This window comes from Duganella sp. AC917, assembly GCF_979258245.1.
In genome coordinates this window covers 6,342,869-6,367,122 of record NZ_OZ409848.1, presented here as the reverse complement: position 1 = coordinate 6,367,122, position 24,254 = coordinate 6,342,869, and the positions used below count along the sequence as shown (strand labels likewise).

The 24,254-nt window shown below is 64.7% G+C and carries 15 protein-coding genes; 10 read left to right on the top strand and 5 right to left on the bottom strand.

All coding sequences use genetic code 11. The features are described 5' to 3' along the window. Positions 1-4: 4 nt before the first annotated feature. From ACZ0BA_RS27800 to ACZ0BA_RS27780, 5 genes are all read right to left on the bottom strand, one after another. A complete protein-coding gene (locus tag ACZ0BA_RS27800) occupies positions 5-1,351 on the bottom strand; it encodes a TolC family outer membrane protein (RefSeq protein ID WP_463454366.1) in 1,347 nt (448 codons plus the stop codon). 1 nt (position 1,352) lies between these two features. Beyond that, positions 1,353-2,711 (bottom strand): HlyD family type I secretion periplasmic adaptor subunit, encoded by a 1,359-nt coding sequence (locus ACZ0BA_RS27795; protein ID WP_463454365.1) that lies wholly within the window; start codon positions 2,709-2,711, stop codon positions 1,353-1,355. A gap of 6 nt (positions 2,712-2,717) precedes the next feature. After that, positions 2,718-4,508 (bottom strand): type I secretion system permease/ATPase, encoded by a 1,791-nt coding sequence (locus tag ACZ0BA_RS27790; protein ID WP_463454364.1) that lies wholly within the window; start codon positions 4,506-4,508, stop codon positions 2,718-2,720. A gap of 373 nt (positions 4,509-4,881) precedes the next feature. Next, the gene (locus ACZ0BA_RS27785) at positions 4,882-7,458 is read right to left on the bottom strand and encodes a beta strand repeat-containing protein (protein WP_463454363.1); all 2,577 of its coding nucleotides are present in this window, start codon (positions 7,456-7,458) and stop codon (positions 4,882-4,884) included. Positions 7,459-7,878: 420 nt separating this feature from the next. Next, the gene (locus tag ACZ0BA_RS27780) at positions 7,879-9,180 is read right to left on the bottom strand and encodes a FecR domain-containing protein (RefSeq protein ID WP_463454844.1); all 1,302 of its coding nucleotides are present in this window, start codon (positions 9,178-9,180) and stop codon (positions 7,879-7,881) included. Between the two features lie 397 nt (positions 9,181-9,577). On the opposite strand from ACZ0BA_RS27780, the gene ACZ0BA_RS27775 reads away from it, so the two are divergent. The 10 genes from ACZ0BA_RS27775 to ACZ0BA_RS27730 all read left to right on the top strand — a co-directional run bounded on the left by ACZ0BA_RS27775 (position 9,578) and on the right by ACZ0BA_RS27730 (position 24,252). Beyond that, positions 9,578-11,461, top strand: coding sequence for a CHASE2 domain-containing protein (locus ACZ0BA_RS27775; RefSeq protein WP_463454362.1), 1,884 nt, complete (start codon positions 9,578-9,580; stop codon positions 11,459-11,461). Beyond that, positions 11,458-12,708 (top strand): tetratricopeptide repeat protein, encoded by a 1,251-nt coding sequence (locus ACZ0BA_RS27770; protein WP_463454361.1) that lies wholly within the window; start codon positions 11,458-11,460, stop codon positions 12,706-12,708. Before ACZ0BA_RS27775 ends, ACZ0BA_RS27770 begins: the two co-directional genes overlap by 4 nt. A 36-nt stretch (positions 12,709-12,744) precedes the next feature. Next, positions 12,745-13,494: a Crp/Fnr family transcriptional regulator gene (locus ACZ0BA_RS27765; protein WP_463454360.1), complete on the top strand. Its 750-nt coding sequence runs from the start codon at positions 12,745-12,747 to the stop codon at positions 13,492-13,494. Positions 13,495-13,614: 120 nt separating this feature from the next. Beyond that, complete coding sequence (locus tag ACZ0BA_RS27760; protein ID WP_463454359.1) at positions 13,615-14,415, top strand: ABC transporter permease; 801 nt, start codon at positions 13,615-13,617, stop codon at positions 14,413-14,415. Next, entirely contained in the window at positions 14,412-15,653 is a 1,242-nt protein-coding gene (locus tag ACZ0BA_RS27755) for an ABC transporter ATP-binding protein (protein ID WP_463454358.1), read from the top strand. Before ACZ0BA_RS27760 ends, ACZ0BA_RS27755 begins: the two co-directional genes overlap by 4 nt. Further along, a complete protein-coding gene (locus ACZ0BA_RS27750) occupies positions 15,650-16,942 on the top strand; it encodes an FkbM family methyltransferase (RefSeq protein WP_463454357.1) in 1,293 nt (430 codons plus the stop codon). Before ACZ0BA_RS27755 ends, ACZ0BA_RS27750 begins: the two co-directional genes overlap by 4 nt. Positions 16,943-16,953: 11 nt before the next feature. Further along, on the top strand, positions 16,954-19,878 hold the full coding sequence (locus ACZ0BA_RS27745; RefSeq protein ID WP_463454356.1) for a glycosyltransferase: 2,925 nt from the start codon (positions 16,954-16,956) through the stop codon (positions 19,876-19,878). Then, positions 19,868-21,067: a glycosyltransferase family 4 protein gene (locus ACZ0BA_RS27740; protein WP_463454355.1), complete on the top strand. Its 1,200-nt coding sequence runs from the start codon at positions 19,868-19,870 to the stop codon at positions 21,065-21,067. Before ACZ0BA_RS27745 ends, ACZ0BA_RS27740 begins: the two co-directional genes overlap by 11 nt. A 174-nt stretch (positions 21,068-21,241) precedes the next feature. Then, positions 21,242-23,293: a hypothetical protein gene (locus ACZ0BA_RS27735; protein WP_463454354.1), complete on the top strand. Its 2,052-nt coding sequence runs from the start codon at positions 21,242-21,244 to the stop codon at positions 23,291-23,293. Next, positions 23,293-24,252: a glycosyltransferase family 2 protein gene (locus tag ACZ0BA_RS27730; protein ID WP_463454353.1), complete on the top strand. Its 960-nt coding sequence runs from the start codon at positions 23,293-23,295 to the stop codon at positions 24,250-24,252. The genes ACZ0BA_RS27735 and ACZ0BA_RS27730 overlap by 1 nt, the downstream gene beginning before the upstream one ends. Positions 24,253-24,254 lie beyond the last annotated feature (2 nt).

Below are 24,254 nucleotides of genomic sequence, written 5' to 3'. Positions count from 1 at the left end.
GGATCTAGCGGAAGTATGCCGCCATGGCGCGCAGCGAATCATCGTCGAGCTTGCCTGAGGCCGATTTCAGCCGCAGCGTGCTGACCAGGTAGCCGTAGCGGGCCTGCGCCAGATCGCGCTTGCTCAGATAAAGCTGCTGCTGCGCATTCAACAGGTCCAGGTTGATGCGCACGCCACCTTTGATGCTGTGCTCGGTAGCCTGTATCAACAACTCGCCGGACGACACCGCCTTCTCCAGCGCGCGGATTTTCGCCGCACTGCTCAGCACCGACGCATATTGCTTGCGCAGCTCGATCAATACCTTGTCCGTCGTCGATTGCAAATCAGCCTTGGCTTTTTCCTGGCTGGCGACCGCCTGGCGCGTCGCCGAGCTGACCTGTCCACCGGAGTACAGCGGCACATTCAACTGGATGCCGATCGAGCGGACGGTGGAATCCTGGTTGTAGGTATCGACCGTGTTGGCCTTGTTCTTGCTGTAGGAGGCAATAAAATCGAGGCGCGGCGCGTGCCCGGCCTTGGCTTTATTGACCTCCTGATGCGCCGTCTCCACCGCATAACGCTGCGCCTGGATGTCGGGGCTATCGGCCAACGCGCCCGTCTTCAAGTCCTCCAGACTCCCGAGCGGAACCTGGCTGATCTTGAACGTTGGATTGAGGTCATCCAACCCCACCACGTCCTGACCGACCATCGCGGACAAGGTCGCCTTGGCGGTCTGCACATTGTCCTGTGCCTCCAGCACCTGCGCCTCGGCCAGATCCATGCGCGACTGGGTTTCAAGCATGTCGGTCTTGGTGCCCTCGCCCCTTTCAAACAGCTGATTGTTCACCTTTTGCTGTTCAGCATACATGTCGCGCTGCACCTCGGCCAGCCGCAACTGCTCGGTCGCGAACAACGCGTCGGTGTAGGCGGAGGCTACCCGCAAGATCAATTCTTGCCGGCGCGATTCGAACACTGCGGTAGCGTAATCGGTCTGTGCCAACCCTTGTTTGTAGCGGGCCCAGGAATCCATGCTGAACAAGGCCTGGCGCAGCTGCACCGATGCCTGGCGACTGGTATATTCCGGATGGGTCAACGACTTGTTACCGAGAATATTCACCGCCTCGACGTCGGCGCGGTTTTTACTGTTGGCATAGTTGGCGACGACGTTGGGCAACAGCAGACTGCGGCCGAGGATCTTGTTTTCCTGGCCGGCCAGGTATTCCTGCGTGGCAGCCTGGAACACCGAATCGTTGGTCAGCGCCGCTTGATACGCCTCGACCAGACCGAGTGCTGAAGCGTTGCCGCCATACACCATGAGTACAGCAGAGACGGCAGCCGCCAATGCATGTGTGCGCAAACTGAATTTCGCCACCTTAATCCTCCGACATCGACGTTTTGGCGCGGTCAAACACCGGTTTCAGCAAGTAGCTCATCATGGTGCGCTCGCCGGTTTTGACAAACATATCCACGGGCATGCCCGGCTGGATGTCCAGCTTTTTCATCGCGATGATATGGGCGCCGGTGTTGTCCACCCTGGCCTTGATCTTGTAGTACGGCGCGCCGGTCTTTTCATCGACGCTGCGGTCAGCCGACACCTGGATGATCTTGCCCGGGATGTGGGGTGTGCGGTTGGTGTTAAAGGCCGAGAACATCAACTCCACCGGCAACCCGACATGCACCTTGTCGACCAGATTGACGGCAAGCTGGCCTTCGACGATCAACTGATCGGAAGTTGGCACGATCTCCATCAGTTTGGCCCCGGGAGCGACCACACCGCCTTTGGTGAACACCGTCTGACCGACAACGATGCCGTCGACGGGGGAAGTGAGCTCGGTGTTGGCGACGTCGAAGTCCTGGCCGGAAATCCGGCTCACCAGCGCCTCGGCCTCGCGCTGGGTATCGGCCAGTTGCGTCCGCACTTCCTTCTGGTAATCCGATAACGTCTGGCTGCGCTTCATCTGCAATTCCAGCACCTGGCTGCGGGAGCGGCCGATGTTGCCGATATCTTCCGAGATGGCGCCGCTGGTCTGGACGAAGGTCCGGTCCAGATCGAGCATGCGGTTGCGCGCCACATAGCCGTCCTTGGCCAGGCTGCGCATGTTGTCGAGCTGCTCCTTCAAAATGTCGAGCTGCGCTTTTTTACTGTCGCGCGACTCCTGCAACCCCTTGATCTGTTGCTGAAGCCCGGCGATATTCTGGTCTATGCCGCCCAGTTGGCTCTGCAACGAGCTACGGCGCGACGAAAACAGCTGCTGCTGCAACGCGTAATTGGATTCAACGCGCGGGTCTTTACGGTCCGCCTCCAGCACGGCCGGGAAAGCGACCTGGCTCAAACCATCGCGTTCGGCCAGCAGGCGGGCTTCGGTGGCGCGCGCGGCAAAATACTGCGCGCGGGAAGTCTCGACCTGGGCGCTGGCCTGCACGCTGTTCAGCCTTATCAACAACTGCCCCGCCTTCACCACGTCGCCATCATGCACCAGGATATCCTGCACCTTGCCGGCACTTTGCGACTGGATCGCCTTGCGATTTCCTTCCGTGGTAACCGTACCCTGCAATGGCACGCCCTTGTCCAGCGGCGCCAAGGTTGCCCACAGCACGAAGCCACCCATGCCCAGCGCCACCACGAGCCAGCCCAACCGGCTGGCGGCGCGGGCATCGGTATTGACGGTTAACGGCGTGACGTCATGCGCGATGACCTCGGTGGCCGGTTCCTGCTTAGTAATGATCGCCATGTCTGCTTATTCCTGTTCGGTAGTGACGGCGCTTGGCGCCACGGGCGGCGTGCCCTGCGCTGCCAGTGCCTGCGCCTGGGCTTGTGCCTGCTGCGCCTGTAACTGTTTTTGATTGGCTTCCTGCAAAGCCTTCAGCACCTCGTTGGTGGGACCGAAGGCGGCGGTCACGCCATCGCGCAACATCAGCAACTTGTTGGTCGCGCCAATGATGCTGGTGCGGTGGGTAATCAGCACCACTGTCCTGCCGCGTTGACGCATGCCGTGGATGGCCTGCAACAGCGCCGCTTCGCCGACATCGTCGAGGTTCGAGTTTGGCTCGTCGAGCACCACCAGCGCCGGGTCGCCATACAACGCACGCGCCAAACCGAGCCGCTGACGCTGGCCGCCGGACAAGCCCGCGCCGCCGTCGCCCAGCACCGTGTCGTAACCCTCCGGCAGGTGCAAAACCATGTCATGGACGCCGGCGCGCTGGGCGGCCAGCACCACTTGTTCAGCATCGACCTTGCCAAAGCGCGCGATATTGTCGCTGACCGTGCCACCGAACAGTTCGATGTCCTGCGGCAGGTAACCCAGGTGCGGGCCCAATTCACCCTTGTTCCATTGATAGATATCGGCGCCGTCGAGGCGAACCTTGCCCATGACGGCAGGCCAGACGCCGACCAGCAACCGTGCCAGCGTCGACTTCCCGGAGCCGCTCGGGCCGATCACGCCCAGCACGTCGCCCGGCCCCAGGCCAAAGGTAATACCGCGCAGCACCGGCGTTTTCACACCAGGCGGCGAGGCAGTGACGCCCTCGACCGTGACCGCACCGCTCGGCTTGGGCAATTCCATGCCGGCGCCGCGCTCGGGATTATCGGCCAGCAGTTTGACCAGGCGGCCATACGCCGTCCGGGTGCTGGACCAGCTCTTCCAGACGCCGATCACCTGTTGCACCGGCGCCAAGGCCCGGCCAACCAGAATGGACGCGGCAATCATCATGCCGGCGGTCATTTTGTTCTCGAGGACCAGCAAGGCGCCAAAGCCCAACACCAGCGACTGCAGCGACACCTGCACAAACTTGGTAATCGCGCTGATCGTGCCGGATTTCTCGCTCGCTTGCGCCTGCAGGTTGAGGAACTTGCCGTGCAATTTAAACCAGCGCGCCTGCAGATTCGGCAGCATCCCCATCGATTCGATGACCTCGGCGTTGCGCAGGTTGTTGGAGGCCAGGTTGGTGGCCGCGATGGCCATTGTGTTGGCTTCCTGCAAAGGTTCGCGGGACACGCGCTCGTTGACATAGGCCAGCACGACCAGGATCACCGTCCCCGCCAGCGCGAAGAAGCCCAGCGAAGGCTCGAACACGAAGATGACGACCAGATACACGGGGAACCATGGCGCGTCGAAGAACGCGAACAAGGCGTTACCGGTCAGGAACTGGCGCAAATTGGTCATATCCTGCAGCGCCTGACCCGCGTTGCCGCCGGCCTGCTTGAGGTTTTGCTCGAACGCCGCGCTATACACCCTCTTGTTCAAATCCATGTCGAACTTGGCGCCCACGCGCACCAGCACAAAAGTGCGCACCAGCTCCAGCCCGCTCATCATCAGATAGGCGCCAACGATCATCAGGGTCAACATCAGCAGCGTGAATTCGTTGCGGCTAGCCAGCACCCGGTCGTAGACCTGCAACATGTATAGCGACGGCGCCAGCATCAACAGGTTGCTGATCGCGCTAAATACGCCGACGGTGACAAAAGTACTTTTGAACCGGGCCAGGACTTGCTCGATTTCATTTTTTGGATTGAGAAAATTAGTTTTCATGATCTTGCACTAAAGGCAATAGGGACCGCAAACAGCGGTGCGCGGAGCACACCGACGGAGTGACAGGGAGCGAAGTACGCGTCACGGAGAACGCTTGGGGTGCGAGAATGCAGACCGCACCTACATCAAAAAATGTGATCCCTGTCACAATTTCTGAAGCTTACCACAGAGCATTTACAAATACCAGACAGTCCACGGGTTTCACCACCAAAGTACGCCAAACCGCACGAACGGCAGCACAGGGCACCCTTCCAAGTGCGCCGGACGTAAAAAAACCCGCCCTGTGAGGGGCGGGTTTTTCATGTCAATCGAAAAGTAGCGCTGCTATTATCAGGTCAGACCACAACCGGCTGCCACAGCGCTACGACATCAATTAAGCATGGGTGCCGAAGGCGGTGGTCAGGTCAACGGTACCGGTCAGTTTAACGACCAGATCGGTTGCGTCCAGGCTACCAGCGGCCGAACCAGGAACGACCACGTCTTTGAACAGGTAGGTGTTGCCGTCAAATACGAACGAGACGATTGCCGCAACGCCACCAACGGCAGCAGAGTTGGATACGGTCGCAGCGTGTGCCAATGCCAGATCCAGGGTGGTGTCGCTACCAGCCAGGGTGAACTTCGACACTTGGGCAGCAATCGAACCGTCGATGGTCTTGCCACCGAACACCAGCACGTCGCTGGTCGAGGTCAGGTCAGCCGTTGCGGTTTCTTTGACTGCGTCGAAACCGGTAATGGTGTCCATTTTCTCGTAGGTCGAAACGGCGGTGATCACGTCATGGCCCGAGCCCAGAACAATGGTTTCTACCAGGCCAGCTTTGCCGGTGTAGGTCAGGCCGCCGGTCACTTCGCCGTCCAGGTTCAGACCGCCCAGTTTCGATGCGTCAACCGAGGTCAGAGCAACACCAGCCGAGTTGTCCAGGGTAACCGAGCCGTCGCCGGTCAGCACAACCGATTTCAGGGTGGTGTTGTTGGTGGCGTCAACCAGAATGGTCGAGCTAGCAGCGAAGAACGCTGGAGCATCTGCATCCGAGTAGTTCTGGGTGTTGACGGTCAGCAGGGTGCCAACGTCGCCACCGATGGTGGTGGAGATGGTTGCAGCGGTTTCCGAATGCACGGTCACGTTTGCGTTGGCTGCATTGACGGTGATGGTGCCGCCGGTTGCAACAGCGGTAACGTCAACGTTGCCACCGTAGGTCGCGCTGCCAGCACCGATTGCTGCGACATAGCCAACTGCCGAAGCGGTCAGGTCATCGTGAGCCACCAGAGCTTGCGAAGCGTTGGTGACGGTCGAAGCACCGACGAATTCCAGCGTGCTGAACTTGGTCAGGAAAGCAGCGTCAACCGAAGCGCCAGCGGTGAACTGGGCGGTTTCGACGCTGGTCACTGCTGCGCTCAGGGCTGCGAAGCCGGCTGCGTTCAGGGTGTAGCCGCCATCAACGATAACGGTGTCGTTGCCTTCGCCGCCGTTCAGGGACAGCGTGGTGCCGGCCAGAACTGCGCTGCCGAACGAGAACGCGTCGTCGCCTGCGCCGCCGTCAACGTTGACGGTGCCTTTGATGCCGGTCGCGCCAGTGGTGGTGCCCAGCACGCCGATAGCGATAGCGTCAGCGCCGTCGCCGGTAGCGACGTTCACGGTGGAGCCGGTTGCCAGCGAAACGCCGTTACCAGCGGCAGCTTTGGTGCTGAACGCGGTGTTGACGGTCACGACATCTTTGCCGCTGCCGGTGTTCAACGAGGTCACGGTTGGGCCAGTGGCCACGGTCAGGCCAACGCGGGAAGCCGAAGCGTCCAGGGTTGCCAGTGCGCTCAGGCCGGTGTGGGTGACAGCAACGTTGGTAACACCAACGTCACCAGCCAGCGACAGGGTCAGGGTTTTGATGGAGTCGGTGGTGTTGCTTTCATCCAGGATCACGGCGCCGGTGGCGGTACCGATAACCGAAGCGGAAGCCAGTTTGGCGCCATTCAGGGTCACGGTGCCGTCGGCTTTCACCAGTTTCACTGCGGCCGAGGTTGCGTCAGCAGTGGCGGTAACGGTGTTAGCAATACCGGTACCAGCGAAGGTCACGACTTGTTTAGCAACGTTTTTCACTTCGACACTGCTGCCATCGACGGCGATGTCGGTCGAACCAGTGTAGAAAGCGGCGTCAACAACAGTGGCAGTAGCAGCCAGGCCGGTGATGCTGATTTTTTCGATGTTCTTGACCGTGCCGACTTCAGCGTAGGTCGTTGCAGTCAGGTTCAGCGTGTCAACGCCTTGGCCGCCGTCGATCGTGTCGCCAGCTTGCAGGGTAGCGCTGGTGGCATTGAACGTGTCGTTGTAGATGGTGCTGGTGTTGGTCGGGGTGACCGGGGTGGTCACTGGCACGGCTGGAGCGTTAGGACCGAAGACGTCTGCACCAGCGGTCAGTTCGAACACAACACCGCGGGCAGCTGCGGCGGATGCCTGGACGGCGTCCAGCGAGGCCAGAGCGGCTTCCAGCGAGTCGTCGTCGGTGATGCCTGCCAGCCATTGCTTGGCAACCTGGTTAGCCGACGAACCCGAGTAACCGATGATCTGGTCGACGGTCAGGCTGTTGGTGAACTGGTCGGCAGCGGCGACTTTGTTGGTAACGGCGACCAAGTCGGCGTTCTGTGCGCTGTTAGCGATGGTGTAAGCAACGGTACCGATGGTCAGCTCGCCCGAATCCAGCTTGCCTGCCCAGTATTTCAGGCCGTTGACTTCAGCCGAACGGCCGAACAGGTTGATGTACAGTTGGTTAACGATTTCGAAGCTGCTGGCGCCATCGAACAGCGAGGTGTATTCGGTCGAGTTAGCGAACTGGCTAGCGATAGCTTCAACGCTGCCAGCTTTGTCGGCACGTGCTTGCCAGAATGCCAGACCAGCGGTGTCAGCTGGACGGTTGAAGTAAGCGATGTACAGCTGTTGAATAGCGGTAGTGGAAGTAGCCATTTATAAAACTCCTGGGGAACGCATTAAGTTGGATCTGCCGGGCTTTTAAAGCCCTTGCAGTACTACGGCAGTCATCATGGCAGAGGGAAACGCTGTTTGATGTGACGGTCATCACACGAATCAATAAATTTCGCCTTTTTCATGACTTTTTTAGTCGCCGATGGCAGTTTTAAATTAATTAACTGCCGCGCGAGATTATGGAAGAACCTAATTTGAAAATCAAGATTGATCTTTAATGACGAAACGATATCGACTTGCAGGCGCGAACCCGGATGATATCGGCATGATATTTAATCGGATACCGGGACATATTCAAGCGGCGCGCGCGGCTTAAATAACGGGCTATGTAGCGCGCCAGACGTGAAACGACCGCCGGGAGGCGGTCGTTGGGTGCTTAAAAGCCTGAGGCCGTTAGTCGTTTTATTTGTTCCAGTATGTGACGCCGTTGGCGACACGGGTAGCGTCCAACCTGGAATAAAACAAGTAGGCCGCGTCATTCCTGGCGCCCAATGTGCCATTGACATTCATGTTAATACTATTCCCGTTGGTGGCCGAACCGCCCAACTGGCCGTCGCGGGCGACTGCGCCGGTCGAACTGAGTTTAAAGCGGTCTGTCGCGGTAAGCAGATCAAACGAAGTCGCGAATGTCGCTTTACCGAAATCGACCAGCAATTTGCCGTTTTCGATCTTGGCCGCGTTAATGACGCCGGTCGCGCTGTTCTGAACCACGGCCTCGCTCTGGCTCAGGGCAAAGCCCGCGCTGCCCTGTGTCGGGGCCTGCCAATCGGCGCCTTTGGTGCGATAGATTGAATAATACTGATTGGTCGCGATCCGTTGCGAACCCTTTGCGGCCTGCTCGGAGGCGACCACATTGGCGCTTTTACCCGCCACCGCGGCCCAGCGTCCCCACACAATCTCGCTGTCGGGCACCGACGGCGCGGGAGGCGCGACCACCTCCGGTTTATCCGTGACCGGCACCTCCGGCGTCGACGGCGCGGTCGGCAGGTTGGCGACCTTCACCTGTTGCAACAACGCATCAGCTTTGCGTGGATCAAGGCTGGTCTCGCCGGCATTGGTCGCCGCCACCGGGCCTGCCGCCTTCGCCGTGGGTTCGTCGGGACGTGGCGGCGCGACGGCATCCGGCGCAACCCCGGCAGCATTGAGCAGCTTTGGTTCGGCCTGCCCCTTCTTTACTTGCAACATCTGACCCAGCTGGCCGGCAGCCAGTTCACGGCTGGCCGCGTGTTCGCATGGGCCGCCGCCGACCGGCGCGCAGCTGCCGCCGAAACCGCTAACCACGATGGCCCCCGACAGCACCGTGACATTCGAGGTTTGCTGATCGGTGAAGACGGTGAAGTCCGTGCCGCGCACACCAATGGCGGCCACCGGGGTGTTAAAGCGGAAATTCTGACGTGCCGCCTTGACGCCTTTGCCGGACACGCTGCGCGCGACGCCGGAAAGCAACTCGAACTTGACGCGCGTATTCTCCGGCTTTTCATTATCAATATGATAGGCCGTGATCCGCGCGCGGCTCGCGGGGCGCAGGATCAGCAAGCCGTCATCGACTGTTTTCACATATATATAGCCGGTCTTGCCGGTGACGATCTCGGCCCCCTCCAGCACCGCCTCGCCGAGTACGGCGGTCTTGTTGCCGGCGGTGACTTCGCCGCTGACAAAGACGATGCGGCCAGCCTCACCGGCCGCGGCGGCACCCGCCGCCACCGACAAGGCGAATGCCAGCGCGACGCCAAACAGGCGGGCGGCGGAACATGGCGAATTTAAACGAACCAACATAAGAGGGACTCCTTTTTTGTATCATCGAGCGGGGCTGCACCATTGTCAGTGACGCCTGTCACATCGATGTCCTTGCGACCTGCCCCCAGCGGGAATCCATGGCCGTTTCTCCAAAAAAACAACAGTTGCGCAGCCGGGCCCGCCAGCTTTTCACACTGTAGACGCAGCAGACATCAAATTCCATTATTGTTACTTTTGCTCACCAACGGCGCGGGCGAACGCTGCCCAACTAGCTGCAAGGCAACAACGTTAACCTGACCCAACACAAGGGCGTTATACTAGCGCAACCATCACAGGGCGCGACCCGCGCCAAATCTAACCGTTCATGCCATTCTCACCAACGCTACGCGCGCCGTTATCAAGATCCATTGCCGCGCGTGCGCCGATATTGTTGTGCGCCATGGTGGCGGTGGTGCTGGGCGCATGGTGCCAGTGGGGGGCAGGCGCCCCCGGCGATGAATGGCTGCGCGACCGGCTGCTGCGCCTGCGGGCGTCGGACGCGGCGGAAAACCGGCTGGTGGTCATCGACATCGACGAAGGCAGCCTGGCGGCGCTGGGCCCATGGCCCTGGCCGCGCGCGCGCCTTGCCAGCCTGGCCGAGCTGTTGCTCGGCCCCTATCAGGCACGCGGCGTGGCGCTGGACCTGGTATTTCCGGAGGCTGCGGACCGCGCCGGCGACACCCGTCTGGCCATGCTTGCGCAGTACGGCCCGGTGGTCCTGGCCCACGCATTCGATTTCAACGGCTCGCTGCCATTGCGGGTCGGCCACCCGACCGGCGGCTCGCCTGGCGCGCGCGGCCAAGCCATCGCCGCCAGCGGCGTGGTGGCCAACCATGCCGACCTCGCGGCCGCTAAAAAGATCGGCAATATCGGCTTCATTCCCGACCCGGACGGCATGTTGCGGCGGCTGCCCCTGCAAACCTGGTACGAGCAGCGCCGCTACCCCACCCTGTCGTTGGCGCTGCTCGAAGCGGCCGACAGCAAATTCCACATGCCGGCCGCAGCCGGTCCGCGCGGCATGGTTGGCAGCGCGAGCGACGGTTTGCTGCGCATTCCGTTCAGCCGCACTTGGGAGGCCTATACCGTCATTCCAGCCAGCATGATTCTGGCCCAGCAAGTGGCCCCGGCGCTGCTGGCCAACAAGCTGGTGCTCGTCGGATCCTCGTCGCTGGGCCTGTCGGACCGGGTCGCCACGCCGCTCAGTGCGTCCACCAGCGGGTTGCTGGTGCACGCCGCAGCGCTCAGTTCGCTACTTGACGCTGTCGAGGGCAGCGCGCCCGCGCCTTTGCCGGGCGCGGCCATCGCGTTATTGTTTACCGCTGCCGTGGGAGTGTTGTCCGCTCACACCCTGCTGCGCCGCTCGGCGTTGGCGAACATAGGCCTGTTGGCCGGCGCCAGCGTGCTATGGCTGGCGCTGGTGTGGACGCTGTTACCGCATGACGGCGTCTTCAACAGCGCCGGTCCGCTGCTGTCGTTTTTCTTCCTGCTCGCCGCCGGCGTGCCGTTCGCCTGGCAAATGTCGCAACGGCAGTCGCGCCGCTTGCTGGGCACGCTACGCCAGTACGTTGCCGACGCCGTGGTAGACCAGCTGCTGCGCCGCAACCTGGCCGATCCGCTGGCGCCGACCCGCTGCGAAGTCACCACCTTGATCGCCGACCTGGAAGGCTACACCAGCCACGTCGCCATCTTGCCGGTCGAGCAGGCGGCCCAATTGACGCGCGATTTCCTCGATTGCCTGACGCAGCCGGTGCTCGAGCAGCACGGCACGCTCGACAAGTACACCGGCGACGGCCTGGTGGCGTTCTGGGGCGCCCCGCTGCCCGTTGCCGACCACGCCGACCAGGCGCTGGCCGCCGCACGCGGCATCACCCGCGCCATGACCGCCTTCAATGCCGCGCGCGTCGCCCGGGGTCTGGTGCCGCTGCGGGTGCGCATCGGTATCGAAAGCGGCGTCGCCATGGCCGGCGACTTCGGCTCGAGCGCGCGCAGCATCTATACCGCCGTCGGCGACAGTGTGAACGTCGCCTCGCGCCTGGAGACGCTGGCGCGTGACTTGCCGCACGACATCATCATCGGCCCCGGCACGGCGGCGCTGGCGCAGCGCGAGCGCTTGCTGCCCATCGGCCAGACCACGCTGCGCGGCAAACAGGCGTTCACCGCCTTATACACGCTCGGCAGCCAGGCGCCAGCGGACGGAGTCCTGCCTTGAAGCGCAACCGTTGGTGTGCCCCCCTGCCGGCGCTGCTGTTCAGCCTGTTATGCCTGCTGTCGCCCGGCCTCAGCCAGGCGGCCGACGACACCCCGGCGCCGGCGGCGGCCGAGCCGGACCTGTACATGGATGCCATGCGGGCGATCGCCGCCGGCCGGCCGGACGACGCTGCCACGATCCTTGAACACATGCAGGCGCTGGGCGCGCGCCACGCGGGCGAGTGGCTGGAGCTGGCGCTGATCCACTGCGCGCTCGGCAACGCCGAGCGCGCCAGCGCCCTGTTTTCCGATATCGAGTCCCGCTTCTCCCCGCCGCCGGGGATCCAGGCCATCATCGCCCGGCAGCGCGAGCTGGGCTGCCTGGGCTGGCAGCCCAACCGCCTGTGGTCGGTGGGGATGACGCGCGGACACGACACCAACGCCAATCAGGGCGCCACCAACGGCAATATGCTGATCGGCGGCGTGCCGAGCGAGCTGCTGCCGGAATTCCGGCCGCAAGCCGATAATTTCAGCTCCGTCGCGGTGGACTACCTGCGCGAACTGAACCGCGCCGGCGACATCGCCTACGTGCAGGCGGTGGCGCGCCGTTACGACCAGTTGTCGCAATACGACACCACCTCGTTCTTCGGCAGTATCGAGCATAGCTTGCCGGTGCTGGGCGGCTGGCAGATGCGCGGATCGCTGCAGGCAGGCATCGGTACGCTGGGCGGGCGCCTGTACCAGCAACAGGGCCAGCTGCAACTGCGCGCCACGCCGCCGCTCAAGCTGCCGGACAATTTCCAGCTGCAACTGAGCGCCGGCGCGGCGCGCATCCACTACAAAACACTCAGCAACTTCGACGCCACCACCTTCGATGTGCGCACCCTGCTGGACTACCGCAAGGATACGCTGCGGCTGCAATCGAGCCTGGGCTACCTGGCCGACCAGGGCAACGACGCCCGGCCGGGCGGCGACCGCCGCGGCTGGTCGGCGCGGCTGTATGGCCGTCGCGCCCTGATCGGCAGCCTGCAGGGCGAACTCGATCTGAGCTACCTGCGCTGGCAGGGCGACAGCCTGTATTCGCCCGGCCTGATCGACCAGCGCCGCCGCCAGCACACCGGCGCCGCCCGCGCCGCGCTGATCTACCCGGTGGGCGCCCAGCACAGCGTGCAGCTGGAATGGCGTCTGGTCGAAAACCGCGAAAACATCTCGATCTTCCAGTACCGCAGTCAGCAGCTGCAACTGACGTGGCAATGGAACGCGCCGTGATCGCTGGCGTCCGGCCCGCTCTTGTAGAATAGCACCATGACTTCCTCTTCCATCAAGCAACCCGTGACGCCGCAGACCCCCGGCACGGCCCCGGCCATTCCGGCGGTCAACATCCAGGTGCATCTGCGCAAGATCCCGCTGCTGGCCGGCCTCACCGAGCCGGAGCTCGAGACCATCAAGGGCGAATTGCGCATACGGCAATATGCCAAGCGCGACGTGGTGCTGCAAAAGGGCGGCGAGGGCGACGGCCTGCTGTTCCTGCTGGCCGGCCAGCTGCAGGTGATCGACGTGACCGAGGACGGCCGCGCGATCGGCCTGCGCATGCTCGCGCCGGGCGACTTTTTCGGCGAGATCGCCGTCATCAACGGCTCCCGGCGCACCGCCTCGGTGCTGGCGATGTCGTCGGTGCTGGTGGCGTTCCTGCCGGCGCCGGCCGCGCTGCACATGTTTTCGCACTATCCGTCGGCCGCCAACCAGATGCTGCGCCACCTGGCCGCCAAGATCCAGCGCGACTCGGAATTCCGCTCGCTGCTGAGCATCAACGATACCAAGCGCCGCATCTACAGCTACCTGGTGCAGATGAAGACGCCGCAACAGCCCGGCTTGCCCGAGGTGGTGGAAAACCTGCCGACCCACCAGGATATCGCCAATATGATCAACACCAGCCGGGAGACGGTGACCCGGGCGCTGACCGCGCTGACCCAGCAGGGCATCATCCAGAAGGACATGCACCGGCTGATCATCGTCGATCCGCTGGCACTGCAGCGGCTGGTCGACGGCGTGTGAGGCGGGGTGGCCGGCGCGGTGCGGTATAATTGCCCGCTTTTTTACCGTCTCCGGCGGCGTTCGACTCTCTGAAAACATGACCATGCACACTCCCGCCCCCGCCGCCCCGAAAGTCCGTCCATGATATTCATGGGTCGCCTGCAAAATATCGCCAACTATCGCGGCTTCATCCTCGGCAGCGTGCAACGCGAGTTCCAGTCCAAGTACCGCAACTCGATCCTCGGCGCGGCCTGGACCGTGCTCAATCCGCTGGCCATGATCATCGTCTACACGGTGATTTTTTCGCAGGTGATGCACAACCGCCTGCCTGGCGCGAGCTCGGCGTTCGCCTACAGCATCTATCTGTGCGCCGGCGTGCTCACCTGGAATTTTTTCGCCGAAATCACTACCAAGGCGCAGTCGGTCTTTATCGACAATGCCGGTCTGATCAAGAAGATCAACTTCCCGCGCCTGTGCCTGCCGATCATCGTGGTGTGCAACGCCGGCGTCAACTTCGCCATCATCTTCGGCTTGTTTTCCGCATTCCTTGTGGTTTCGGGCAACTTCCCCGGCTGGGCGTATTTCGCCGTGTTCCCGGTGCTGGCGCTGCAGGTGGCGCTGGCCATCGGCCTGGGCATGATCCTCGGCGTGCTCAACGTGTTCTTCCGCGACGTCGGCCAGTTTTTCTCGATCAGCCTGCAATTCTGGTTCTGGTTTACACCGGTGGTCTACCCGGCCACGGTGCTGCCCGACGACGTGCGCCCGCTGCTGGCCTATAACCCGATGGCGCCGGTGATCCAGGCCTACCAGGACATCCTGGTCAGCGGCCACCCGCCGCACTGGCGCACCCTGCTGCCGACGGCCGTGCTGGCGCTGATCCTGTGCCTGCTCGGCATGCAACTGTTCCGCCGCCGCGCGGGAGAAATGGTGGACGAACTGTGAACGGCAGCATTCAAGTATCGAACCTGGGCAAGGCCTACCGGCGCTACCCGAGCCACCGCGCCCGCCTGCTCGAATGGCTGCTGCCGTCGCGCCCGCGCCACCAGAACATCTGGGTGCTGCGCGACATCAGCTTCAGTGTCGAGCCGGGCCAGGCGCTGGGCATCATCGGCATCAACGGCGCCGGCAAGAGCACCTTGCTCAAGCTGATCACCGGCACCGCCGCGCCCAGCACCGGCAGCGTGGCCATGCACGGGCGCGTGGCGGCGATGCTCGAACTGGGCATGGGCTTCCATCCCGATTTCACCGGCCGCCAGAACGCCTACATGTCCGGCCAGCTGCTCGGCCTGTCCGCCGACGACATCACGCGCCTGATGCCGGAGATCGCCGCGTTCGCCGAAATCGGCGAATACCTCGACCAGCCGGTGCGCGTGTATTCGAGCGGCATGCAGATGCGCCTGGCGTTCGCGGTGGCCACCGCGCGCCGCCCGGACGTGCTCATCGTCGACGAGGCGCTGTCGGTCGGCGACGCCTATTTCCAGCACAAGAGCTTTGAGCGCATCCGTGCCTTCCGCAACGAGGGCACCACGCTGCTGATCGTCTCGCACGACAAGGGCGCGATCCAGTCGATTTGCGACCGCGCCATCCTGCTCGACAAGGGCCGCGTCAGCAAGGAAGGCACGCCGGAGGAAATCATGGACCTGTACAACGCCATGCTGGCCGAGCGCGAAGGCGTCGAGGTGCGCCAGGAAGCACTCGAGAGCGGCAAGGTGCAGACCATCTCCGGCACCGGCGAGGCCACCGTCGCCGCCATCGCCCTGCTCAAGGACGACGGCACGCCGGCCGAGGTGCACGGTACCGGCACGCCGGTGAACCTGTGCATCGACGTTGACGTGCATGCCGACATCGCCGAACTGACCCTGGGTTTCCGCATCAAGGACCGGCTGGGCCAAAACATTTTCGGCACCAACACCTTCCACAAGCTGGTGCCGCTGAGCGGCCTGAAGGCGGGCCAGCGCGTGCGCGCGAACTGGCGCTTCCCGCTGATGCTCGGGCCGGGCAGCTACTCGGTGGCCACCGCGCTGCACAGCAGCGACAACCACCTCGGCCAGAACTACGAGTGGCGCGACCTGGCGCTGGTGTTCGAGGTGATGAACCTGCATCACAGTTACTTCGAAGGCAGCGCCTGGCTGAACCCTGACATCGACATTCACATCGCCCCCGGAGTTGCGCAATCATGAGCCTGACCTGCTACGCCCATCATTTCGAAGACGTGCTGCTGATGCGCGCGCTGGGCCATGTCGAGCGCGGCTGCTACCTCGACAGCGCCGCCAGCGATCCCGTGCACAGCAATGCCACGCAGGCGTTTTACGCGCGCGGCTGGCACGGGGTCAACCTGGAAACGTCGCCGTCGCTGCTGCGCCGGCTGCGCATCGCCCGCCCGGCCGACGTCAACCTGGCGCTGGCGGCCGCCGGCGCCGCCGGCGAAGCGCTGTGGTACGAAGTCGACCAGGCCGGCGCGTCCACCTTCGACGCCGCCCAGGCGCAGCGCGAGCGCGACGCCGGCCGCGCCGTGGTGCAGCACCTGGTGGCGCTGCAGACGCTGGACGCCATCTGCGCCGAACATATCGCCGGCGAGCTGCATTTCCTGCGCCTGGCCGACAGCGCCGCGCTCGCCGGCCTGGACCTGCAGCGCTGGCGGCCGTGGATCGTCGTGCTGCGCGCGCCCGGCCTCGCGCCGCTCGACACGCTGCACGCGGCGCGCTACCGGCTGGCCCACGCCGACGGCTACAACCAGTTCTATGTGGCCGACGAGCACGCCGCGCTGGCCGCCGCGCTGACGCTGCCGCCGCATCCGGCCGACAACTTCGTGCTGGCCGAGGATCATCACTACAGCCATCCGCTGGCCGAGTGGCGCGCGCGCACGGCCGCGGCCGAGGACGAGGCGCAGCAATCGCGCATCTGGGCCCAGGCCCACGTGCGCGAGTGGCGCGAAAAATTCGAACGCCTGAGCGCCGAGCAGCAACGCGCCGACCTGGCCGAGCAGCGCCTGGCCGAGATGAGCGGGCGGGCGCACCGCGCCGAGGCCCAGTTGCCGCACCTGAGCGCGCGCTCGGCGGCGGCCGACCTGGCCGAGCAGACGCTGGGCGCGGTGTACGCCAGCCTGTCGTGGCGCATCACCCGGCCGCTGCGCCAGGGCAAGCTCCACCTGGGCAAGCTGCGCGCCGGCAGCCGCGCGTTGCCGCGCCGCGCCGCCGGCGCCGTGCTGCGCCGGGTCAAAGGCCTGGCCGGCGTGGCGCTGCGCTTCGTCACCGCGCGGCCCAAGCTGTCGTTCTTCCTGCGCCGTAACATCGCCCGCCTGCCGTTCATGGTGCCGGTGATGCGCGCGCTCAAGCTGCGCTTGCAACTGAACAATAACCATGCGGGCGCGCCAGCGCCCATGCCCGCCGACCTGGATCGCCTGCCCGAAGCGGCGCGCCAGGCATTTGATGATCTGCGCCGCGCCAGCGGCCAGGCGCCCCGTTCCTGACCCGACCTCCTATGCGTATCGTAATCGACCTGCAAGCCTGCCAGGGTTCCAGCACCAACCGCGGCATCGGCCGTTATTCGATGGCCCTGCTGCAAGCGATGGTGCGCCAGGCCGGCGGCCACGAGCTGCATGTGGCCGTCAACAACCACTTCCCCGACAGCGTGCTGCAGCTGCGCCGCACGTTGGGCGCGCTGATGCCGCAAAGCCAGATCAGCGGCTACACCTTGCCCGCGCAGATCTGGGAACACCAGCCGCTCAACCACTGGCGCCTGCGCGCGGCCGAGCAATTGCGCGAGCATTATCTGGCCGGCCTGAAGCCGGACGTGGTTCACCTGTCGAGCCTGTTCGAAGGCCTGGGCGAGGACGCCTGCACCTCGGTTCTGCACGGCCGCGACCAGTTCGATACCGCCGTCACGCTGTACGATCTGATCCCGCTGATCCGCAAGGAAACCTACCTGACCGACCCGAACGTGGCCAACTGGTATTACCGAAAACTGCAAAGCCTGAAAAACGCCGAGCTGCTGCTGGCGATTTCCGGCCACTCGCGGCAAGAGGCGATGGACGCGCTGCAATTGGCGCCGCACCAGGTGGTCAATATTTCGTCGGCGGTCGACGACATCTTCGTGCCGCGCACCCTGGCGCCGGAGGCCGAGCTGGCGCTGCGCCAGAAATTCGGCCTGCAGCGGCCGTTCATCATGTACACCGGCGGCATCGACTACCGCAAGAATATCGAGGGCCTGATCGAGGCCTACGCCCGCTTGCCGGCCGCGCTGCGCCAGCAATACCAGCTGGCCGTGGTGTGCAGCATCCGCGAGGAAGACCGGCTGCGGCTGCTGGCGCTGGCGGCGCGGTTCGGCGTCCCCGACGGCGACGTGGTGCTGACCGGCTTCGTCTCCGACGACGACCTGGTGTCGCTGTACAACCTGACCGGCTTGTTTGTGTTCCCGTCGCTGCAGGAAGGCTTCGGCCTGCCGGCGCTCGAGGCGATGTCGTGCGGCGTGCCGGTGATCGGCTCCAACAACAGCAGCATCCCGGAAGTGATCGGCCGCGCCGACGCCCTGTTCGACCCGAACAAGGTGGCCGACATCAGCGCCAAGATGCACGAGGTGCTGGCCACGCCGGCGTTTGCCGACGACCTGCGCGCCCATGGCCTTAAACAGGCCCGGCTGTTCTCGTGGGACGCCAGCGCCAAGACCGCCATCGGCGCCTTTGAAGAGGTCCATGCGCGGCGCCAGCAGGCGCGCCGCGCCAGCGCGGCGGTGCCGCGCGCGGCCGCCACGCGGCGCCCGCGCATGGCGTATATCTCGCCGTTGCCGCCGGAACGCACCGGCGTGGCCGACCAAAGCGTCGAACTGCTGCCGGAACTGGCGCGCTATTACGACATCGACGTGGTGGTCAACGAACCCGAGGTCAAGGAACGCTGGATCGAGGCCAACTTCCCGGTGCGCAGCGTGGCATGGTTCGAGGCCAACGCCGGCCGCTACGACCGGGTGTTGTACCACTTCGGCAATTCCGGCTTCCACGCCCACATGTTCGACCTGCTGGCGCGCCATCCGGGCGTCGTCGTGCTGCATGACTTTTATCTGAGCGGCGCGGTGCACTACCTGTCGGCGCTCGGACGCGAACCCGATGCCTACGGCCACCGGTTGTACCAGTCGCACGGTTACGGCGCGCTGGCGCACGAGCTGGCCGAGGGCCGCGAGGCGTCCTACTACCGCTATCCGTTGAACAAGCCGGTGCTCGACCATGCGCGCGGCATCATCGTGCACTCGACGTATTCGCGGCAGTTGGCCGACCGCTGGTACGGCCCGGGCACGTCCGCCGACTGGCGCTACATTCCGCTGCTGCGGGCCCTGCCCGGCTCGCTGGACCGCGACGCCGCGCGCGCCGTGCTGGGCCTGACCGACAAAGACTTTCTGGTCTGCTCGTTCGGGTTGATCGCCATGACCAAGTGCAACGAGAAAATCCTCGAAGCGTGGATCAACTCCGAACTGGCCGGCGACGCCAACTGCCGGCTGGTGTTTGTCGGCGAAAACCATGTCGGCCCGTTCGGCAACGCGCTCGCGGCACGCATGGCCGGGCAGCGCAATGTGCAGATCACCGGCTTCGTGTCGATGGAATTGTTCCGCACCTACCTGGCGGCGGCCGATTGCGCCGTGCAGCTGCGCAGCCGTTCGCGCGGCGAGACGTCCGGCACCATCCTCGACAGCCTGGCCTACCGCCTGCCGACGATCATCAACGCCCATGGCTCCGCCGCAGAAATACCCGACCATGTGGTGATCAAGCTGCGTGACGAATTCCAGGACGAAGAACTCAGCGCGGCCATCATCCGCCTGCGCGACACCCCCGGCCTGTCCAGCCAGCTGGTCGACAACGCGCTCGAGTACATGCGGCGCGTACACCATCCGGCCGCAGTCGGCGCCGCCTACCATGAGGCGATCGAACACTTCTCCCGCCACAGCCCGCGCACCCAGTACGAACTGCTGGTCGGCGCGCTGGCCGACATCGGCGTGCCGGCCAACCCGTCGGAAGAAGACTGGATCACAGTGGCCGGCGCGATCGCCGCCAACGCCGTCGCCACCGGTTTGCCGCAGTTGCTGGTCGATGTGACCGGCACTGAGCAGGACGCGGCAGCGCAGGCGCTGTTGCTGGCGCTGCTGACAACGCCACCGGACGGCTACCGCGTCGAACCGGTGCGGCGCCTCCACGACAGCTATGTCTATGCGCGCCGCAGCACGCTGGCGCTGATCGGCCGCGAGCAACTGGTCATGGACGACGCCGTCGCCGACCTCAAGCCTGGCGACAGCCTGCTGGCACTGGGCGCCGAAGCGCCGGCGCCGTCGCTGGCGCTGCGCGGGATCGCGCTGCTGACGCGCGCCAACCTGGCCGCGCTGCTGCCGCCCGGCCACGCCGCAGGGGTAGCCGATGCGCACTGAGGCCATGCCGCAGCTGCTGATCGATTTGTCGGAACTGGTGCGGCATGACGCCCGCTCGGGCATCCAGCGGGTGGTACGCGGCATGTTGCAGGCACTGCTGGCGGCGCCGCCGGCCGGCCATGCGGTGCGCCCGGTGTACGACGCCGGCGGCTACTACGCCTACGCGGTCGCGCGCCAGGACGCGCACGGACAGCCGCGCTACGAGGCGGCCGACGCGGGCGAGGAACAGGCGCTGCAAGTGCGCGCCGGCGACCGCTTCATCGGCATCGATCTGAGCCTGGAAAGCGTGGTGCGCAACCGCGCCCTGCTCGCCAACCTGCGTCTGCATGGCGTGCAACTGTACTTCATGGTGTACGACCTGCTGCCCGTGCGCCAGCCGGGCTGGTTTGTCGATGGCCTGGCGGCAGCCTTCGGCCATTGGCTGCAGGCGGTGACCGAACTGGCCGACGGCCTGATCTGCAATGCCCGCGCCACCGCCGACGACCTGCTGGCGTGGCTGGAGCAGCATCCGCCGCGGCGCACACTGCCGCTCCATATCGGCTGCGCCGCGCTGGGCGCCGACCTGACCGCCACGCTGCCCACGCGCGGCGTCGGCGACGACGAAGCACAACTGTTGCAGCAGCTGGCGCAGCGGCCCACCTTGCTCATGGTCGGCACGCTGGAACCGCGCAAGATGCAGGGCCAGGCGCTGGACGCGCTGGAGCATTTGTGGCAACACGATACTGAGATGAACCTGGTGATCGTCGGCAAGCCCGGCTGGCGCATGGAGGCGCTGGCGAAACGCCTGCGCCGGCATCCCGAACAAGGGCGCCGCCTGTTCTGGCTCGAACGCGCCAGCGATGAACTGCTGCTGCAGCTGTACCGCGCCAGCAGCGCCCTGCTGGCCGCCTCGCGCGGCGAAGGCTACGGCTTGCCGCTGATCGAGGCCGCGCAGCACGGGCTACCCGTGATCGCCCGCGACCTGGCCGTATTCCGCGAAGTCGGCGGCGCCCACGCCTGGTACTTCCAGGCCGACGACGGCGCCCAACTGGCCGCCGCGCTCGACGCGTGGCTGCTGCTGCAGCGCGACGGCCAGGCGCCGGCCTCGGGCGCGATGCCGCGTCTCGACTGGGCCGCCAGCGCCAACGAGCTGTTGGCCTGCGTGCTCGCGCAACGCTGGTACCGGCGCGCGCCGCTGGCATTGCCGTAAGTTACAAATTATCACAAAATAAAACCGCCGGTCGCGCGCTGGAAATCCTCCGCACGCCAGTGTTTTCGGGCGTGCGGGCGATTTCAGACCAGTCGCGCCCGCCCGGGCATTATTGGCGATTTCACAATAGCCCGTTATACTGGGCGCTGTCTTTACAAGAATTTACCTCTCCTGATGCTTGCCACCCTCCCGCGCGGCAAACTGGTCCATCGCTCGCTGGTTGTATTGCTGGGCGTTAACCTACTGTTGCTAGCGTTCTATCTGGTGATCGATTACCAGTTGGTGTTTCACTCCGACTCCGCTGTCAAAAACCTGCTGGCGCAAGAGATTGCCGACACCGGCCAGTATTTTCCGCGCGACTGGAACTACGTCAACGGCGACCTGTGGGTGCTCAACACGCATACCTTCATCCTGCCGCTGCTCGGGTGGATGCACAACGGCTATCTGGCCCACGCCGCGTCCGACCTGGTGTCGGCCGCGCTGATCCTGTATGGCAGCTGGCTGCTCACCGGTCTGCTGGAACAAAGCCGGCTGGCGCGCCTGCTGGGCATGCTGGTGATCTCGGCCGGCATGTCGCTGATCATGGCCGAACACATCTACGGGCAGGCCGCGTACGGCTCGCTGTATTACATGGCCTGTCTGCTGCTGGTCGCCTACTGGTCGCTGAGCCAGGCGCGCGGCCGGGCACAGCTGCTGTGGGGCGCGGCCACCGCAACACTGACCGTGCTGGTGTTCTGGACCAACCCGCAGCGCGCGCTGCTGGTCTATGGTTTGCCGTTGCTGGCCGCCGGCACCGTTCAGCAGGCGCTGGAATGGCGCGATGCCCGCCAGGCGCAACGCCGTGTCGACCGGCGCCACGCGCTGGCCATGGGCGTGGTCGTGCTGGGTCTGATCATCGGCGCCGGCTTGAACTTCCACACGCTGGCCGGGGTGAACAACAATCAGGGCGTGACCGCGCTGCGCTGGCTCGACTTCAACGGCATGGCGCAAAACCTGGTGGCCGTCGTCGCCGGCGTGATGTGCCTGTTCGACGGGGTTCCGCATGCACAGGGCAAGGTGGCGTCCCTGGCCGGCGCCTATACGGCGTTGCGGGTCGTCGGCGCGCTGCTGCTGATCGTCATGCTGCCTTGGGGCGCATACAAGGCGCTGCGGCCGCAGCGCGGTCCGCGCCAGCTGGTCGTGGTGTTCGCGCTGGTCTCGTTTGCCACCAGCCTGTTCATCATGGTGGCCACGTCGCTGGCCGATATGCGGGCGCCCGAGTCGTCGGTGCGCTACCTGGTGCCGTCGCTGCTGTATCTGCTGCTGATCCTGGTCGGCGTGCTGCTGGACCGGCGGGCGCTGGCGCCGCTGCCACGCGCGGCCGGCATCGCCGCCGTGCTGCTGCTGGCGACCAGCGCGCCGACATCATATCTGTATCCGTTCAACGAAGTCACCGACATGCCCCGCCGCGGCCTGATGCTGAAGACGCCCGACCAGCAATTGGCCGACTTCCTGCAACAACAAGGTCTGCGCTACGGCTACGCCACGTTCTGGAACGCGGGCAAGGTCACCGTGCTGGCCGGCGGCGCCACGCGCGTGCGGCCGGTGGAACTGGCGCGCGGTTTGCCGCAACCGGTCCGTGTGCTCAGCTCGAACCGCTGGTACGCGCCGGCCGCCTGGCAAGGGCAGACGTTCCTGCTGCTGCGCGACGCCGAGATGGCGGCGCTGAACCTGCCACTGCTGGCCAGCTATGCGGGCCAGCCGCGCGTGCTGCGCTTTGCCGACGCCAACCTGCTGGTCTATCCGCGCAACCTGGCCGCCGTGCTGCCGGACTGGGACGTTGCGGCCAGCACGCCGGCGCACTACCGCATCGATGACAACACGCTGCACCAGCACGGCGCGATCGAGAACGGCACGCTGGTCATGCAAGCGGGCGAGCAAGGCAATCTGCACTATGGCCCGATGCGCATCGTGGCGCCCGGCGCCTACGCGGTCAGCTTTGCGATCGACACCGACGGCGCCGGCCAGGGCGACTTCGGCTTCGTCGATGTGGTCAGCGAGGGCGGTCAAAAAATACACGCGCGCCAGGCTATCGCAGCAGCCGGCAAACAACGCGTCATCTTACGCTTCGACACCAAAAAAACGCTCGACAGCGTGGAATTCCGCGCCTTCAGCAGCGGCCGCGGCCGCTTTACGCTGAGCGGTATCGACCTCGAACGCATCCCTACAGCTGTGGAGAACAAATAATGCCCGCAACACCCTTGATCTCGGTCGTGATCCCGGTCTACAAGGCCGAAAAAATGCTCGACGAACTATACCGCCGCCTGCGCGACGCGCTCGAGACGGTCAGCGCCGACTTCGAGATCGTGCTGGTCGAGGATTGCGGCGGCGACCGCTCGTGGGACGTGATCGAGCGCCTGGCGGCGGCCGACCCGCGCGTGGTCGGCCTGCAATTTTCGCGCAACTTCGGCCAGCACTACGGCATCACGGCCGGCCTGGACCATTGCCGCGGCGACTGGGTGGTGGTCATGGACTGCGACCTGCAGGACGCGCCGGAGGAAATTCCGCGCCTGTACGCCAAGGCGCGCGAGGGTTACGACGTGGTGCTGGCGCTGCGCGGTCCGCGCCAGGACCCGCTGCGCAAACGGGTGACGTCGTGGCTGTTCTACCGCCTGTTCAGCTTCCTGGCCGACATCGACATCGACGGCGACAGCGGCAACTTCCGCATCATGTCGCGCCAGGTGGTCGACAATTTCGGCCGCATGCGCGAGCAACTGCGCTTTTTCGGCGGCCACGTGCAGTGGCTCGGCTTCACCACCACCGGCCTGCAGGTGCGCCACGCCGAGCGCCTGGAGGGCGCCTCGACCTACACCTTCGCCAAGTTGTGCAAGCTGGCCGCCGACACCATCCTGGCCTACTCCGACAAGCCGCTGCGCATGGCCGCCACGCTGGGACTGACGATGGCGGCGGTGTCGTTCGCCTTCGGCGGCTGGCTGCTGGCGCGCGCGCTGCTGCAGGGCACGGCCATCCCAGGCTGGGCCAGCCTGATCGTCTCGCTGTACTTCATCGGCGGCCTGATCATCGGCATCCTGGGCATCCTCGGGATTTACCTGGGCAAGACCTTCGACGAGGTCAAGCGGCGCCCGCTGTACGTGCTGCGCCGCCTGACGCCCAACGCCGCGCCGACGCGCGCCCGGCTTGACTAACC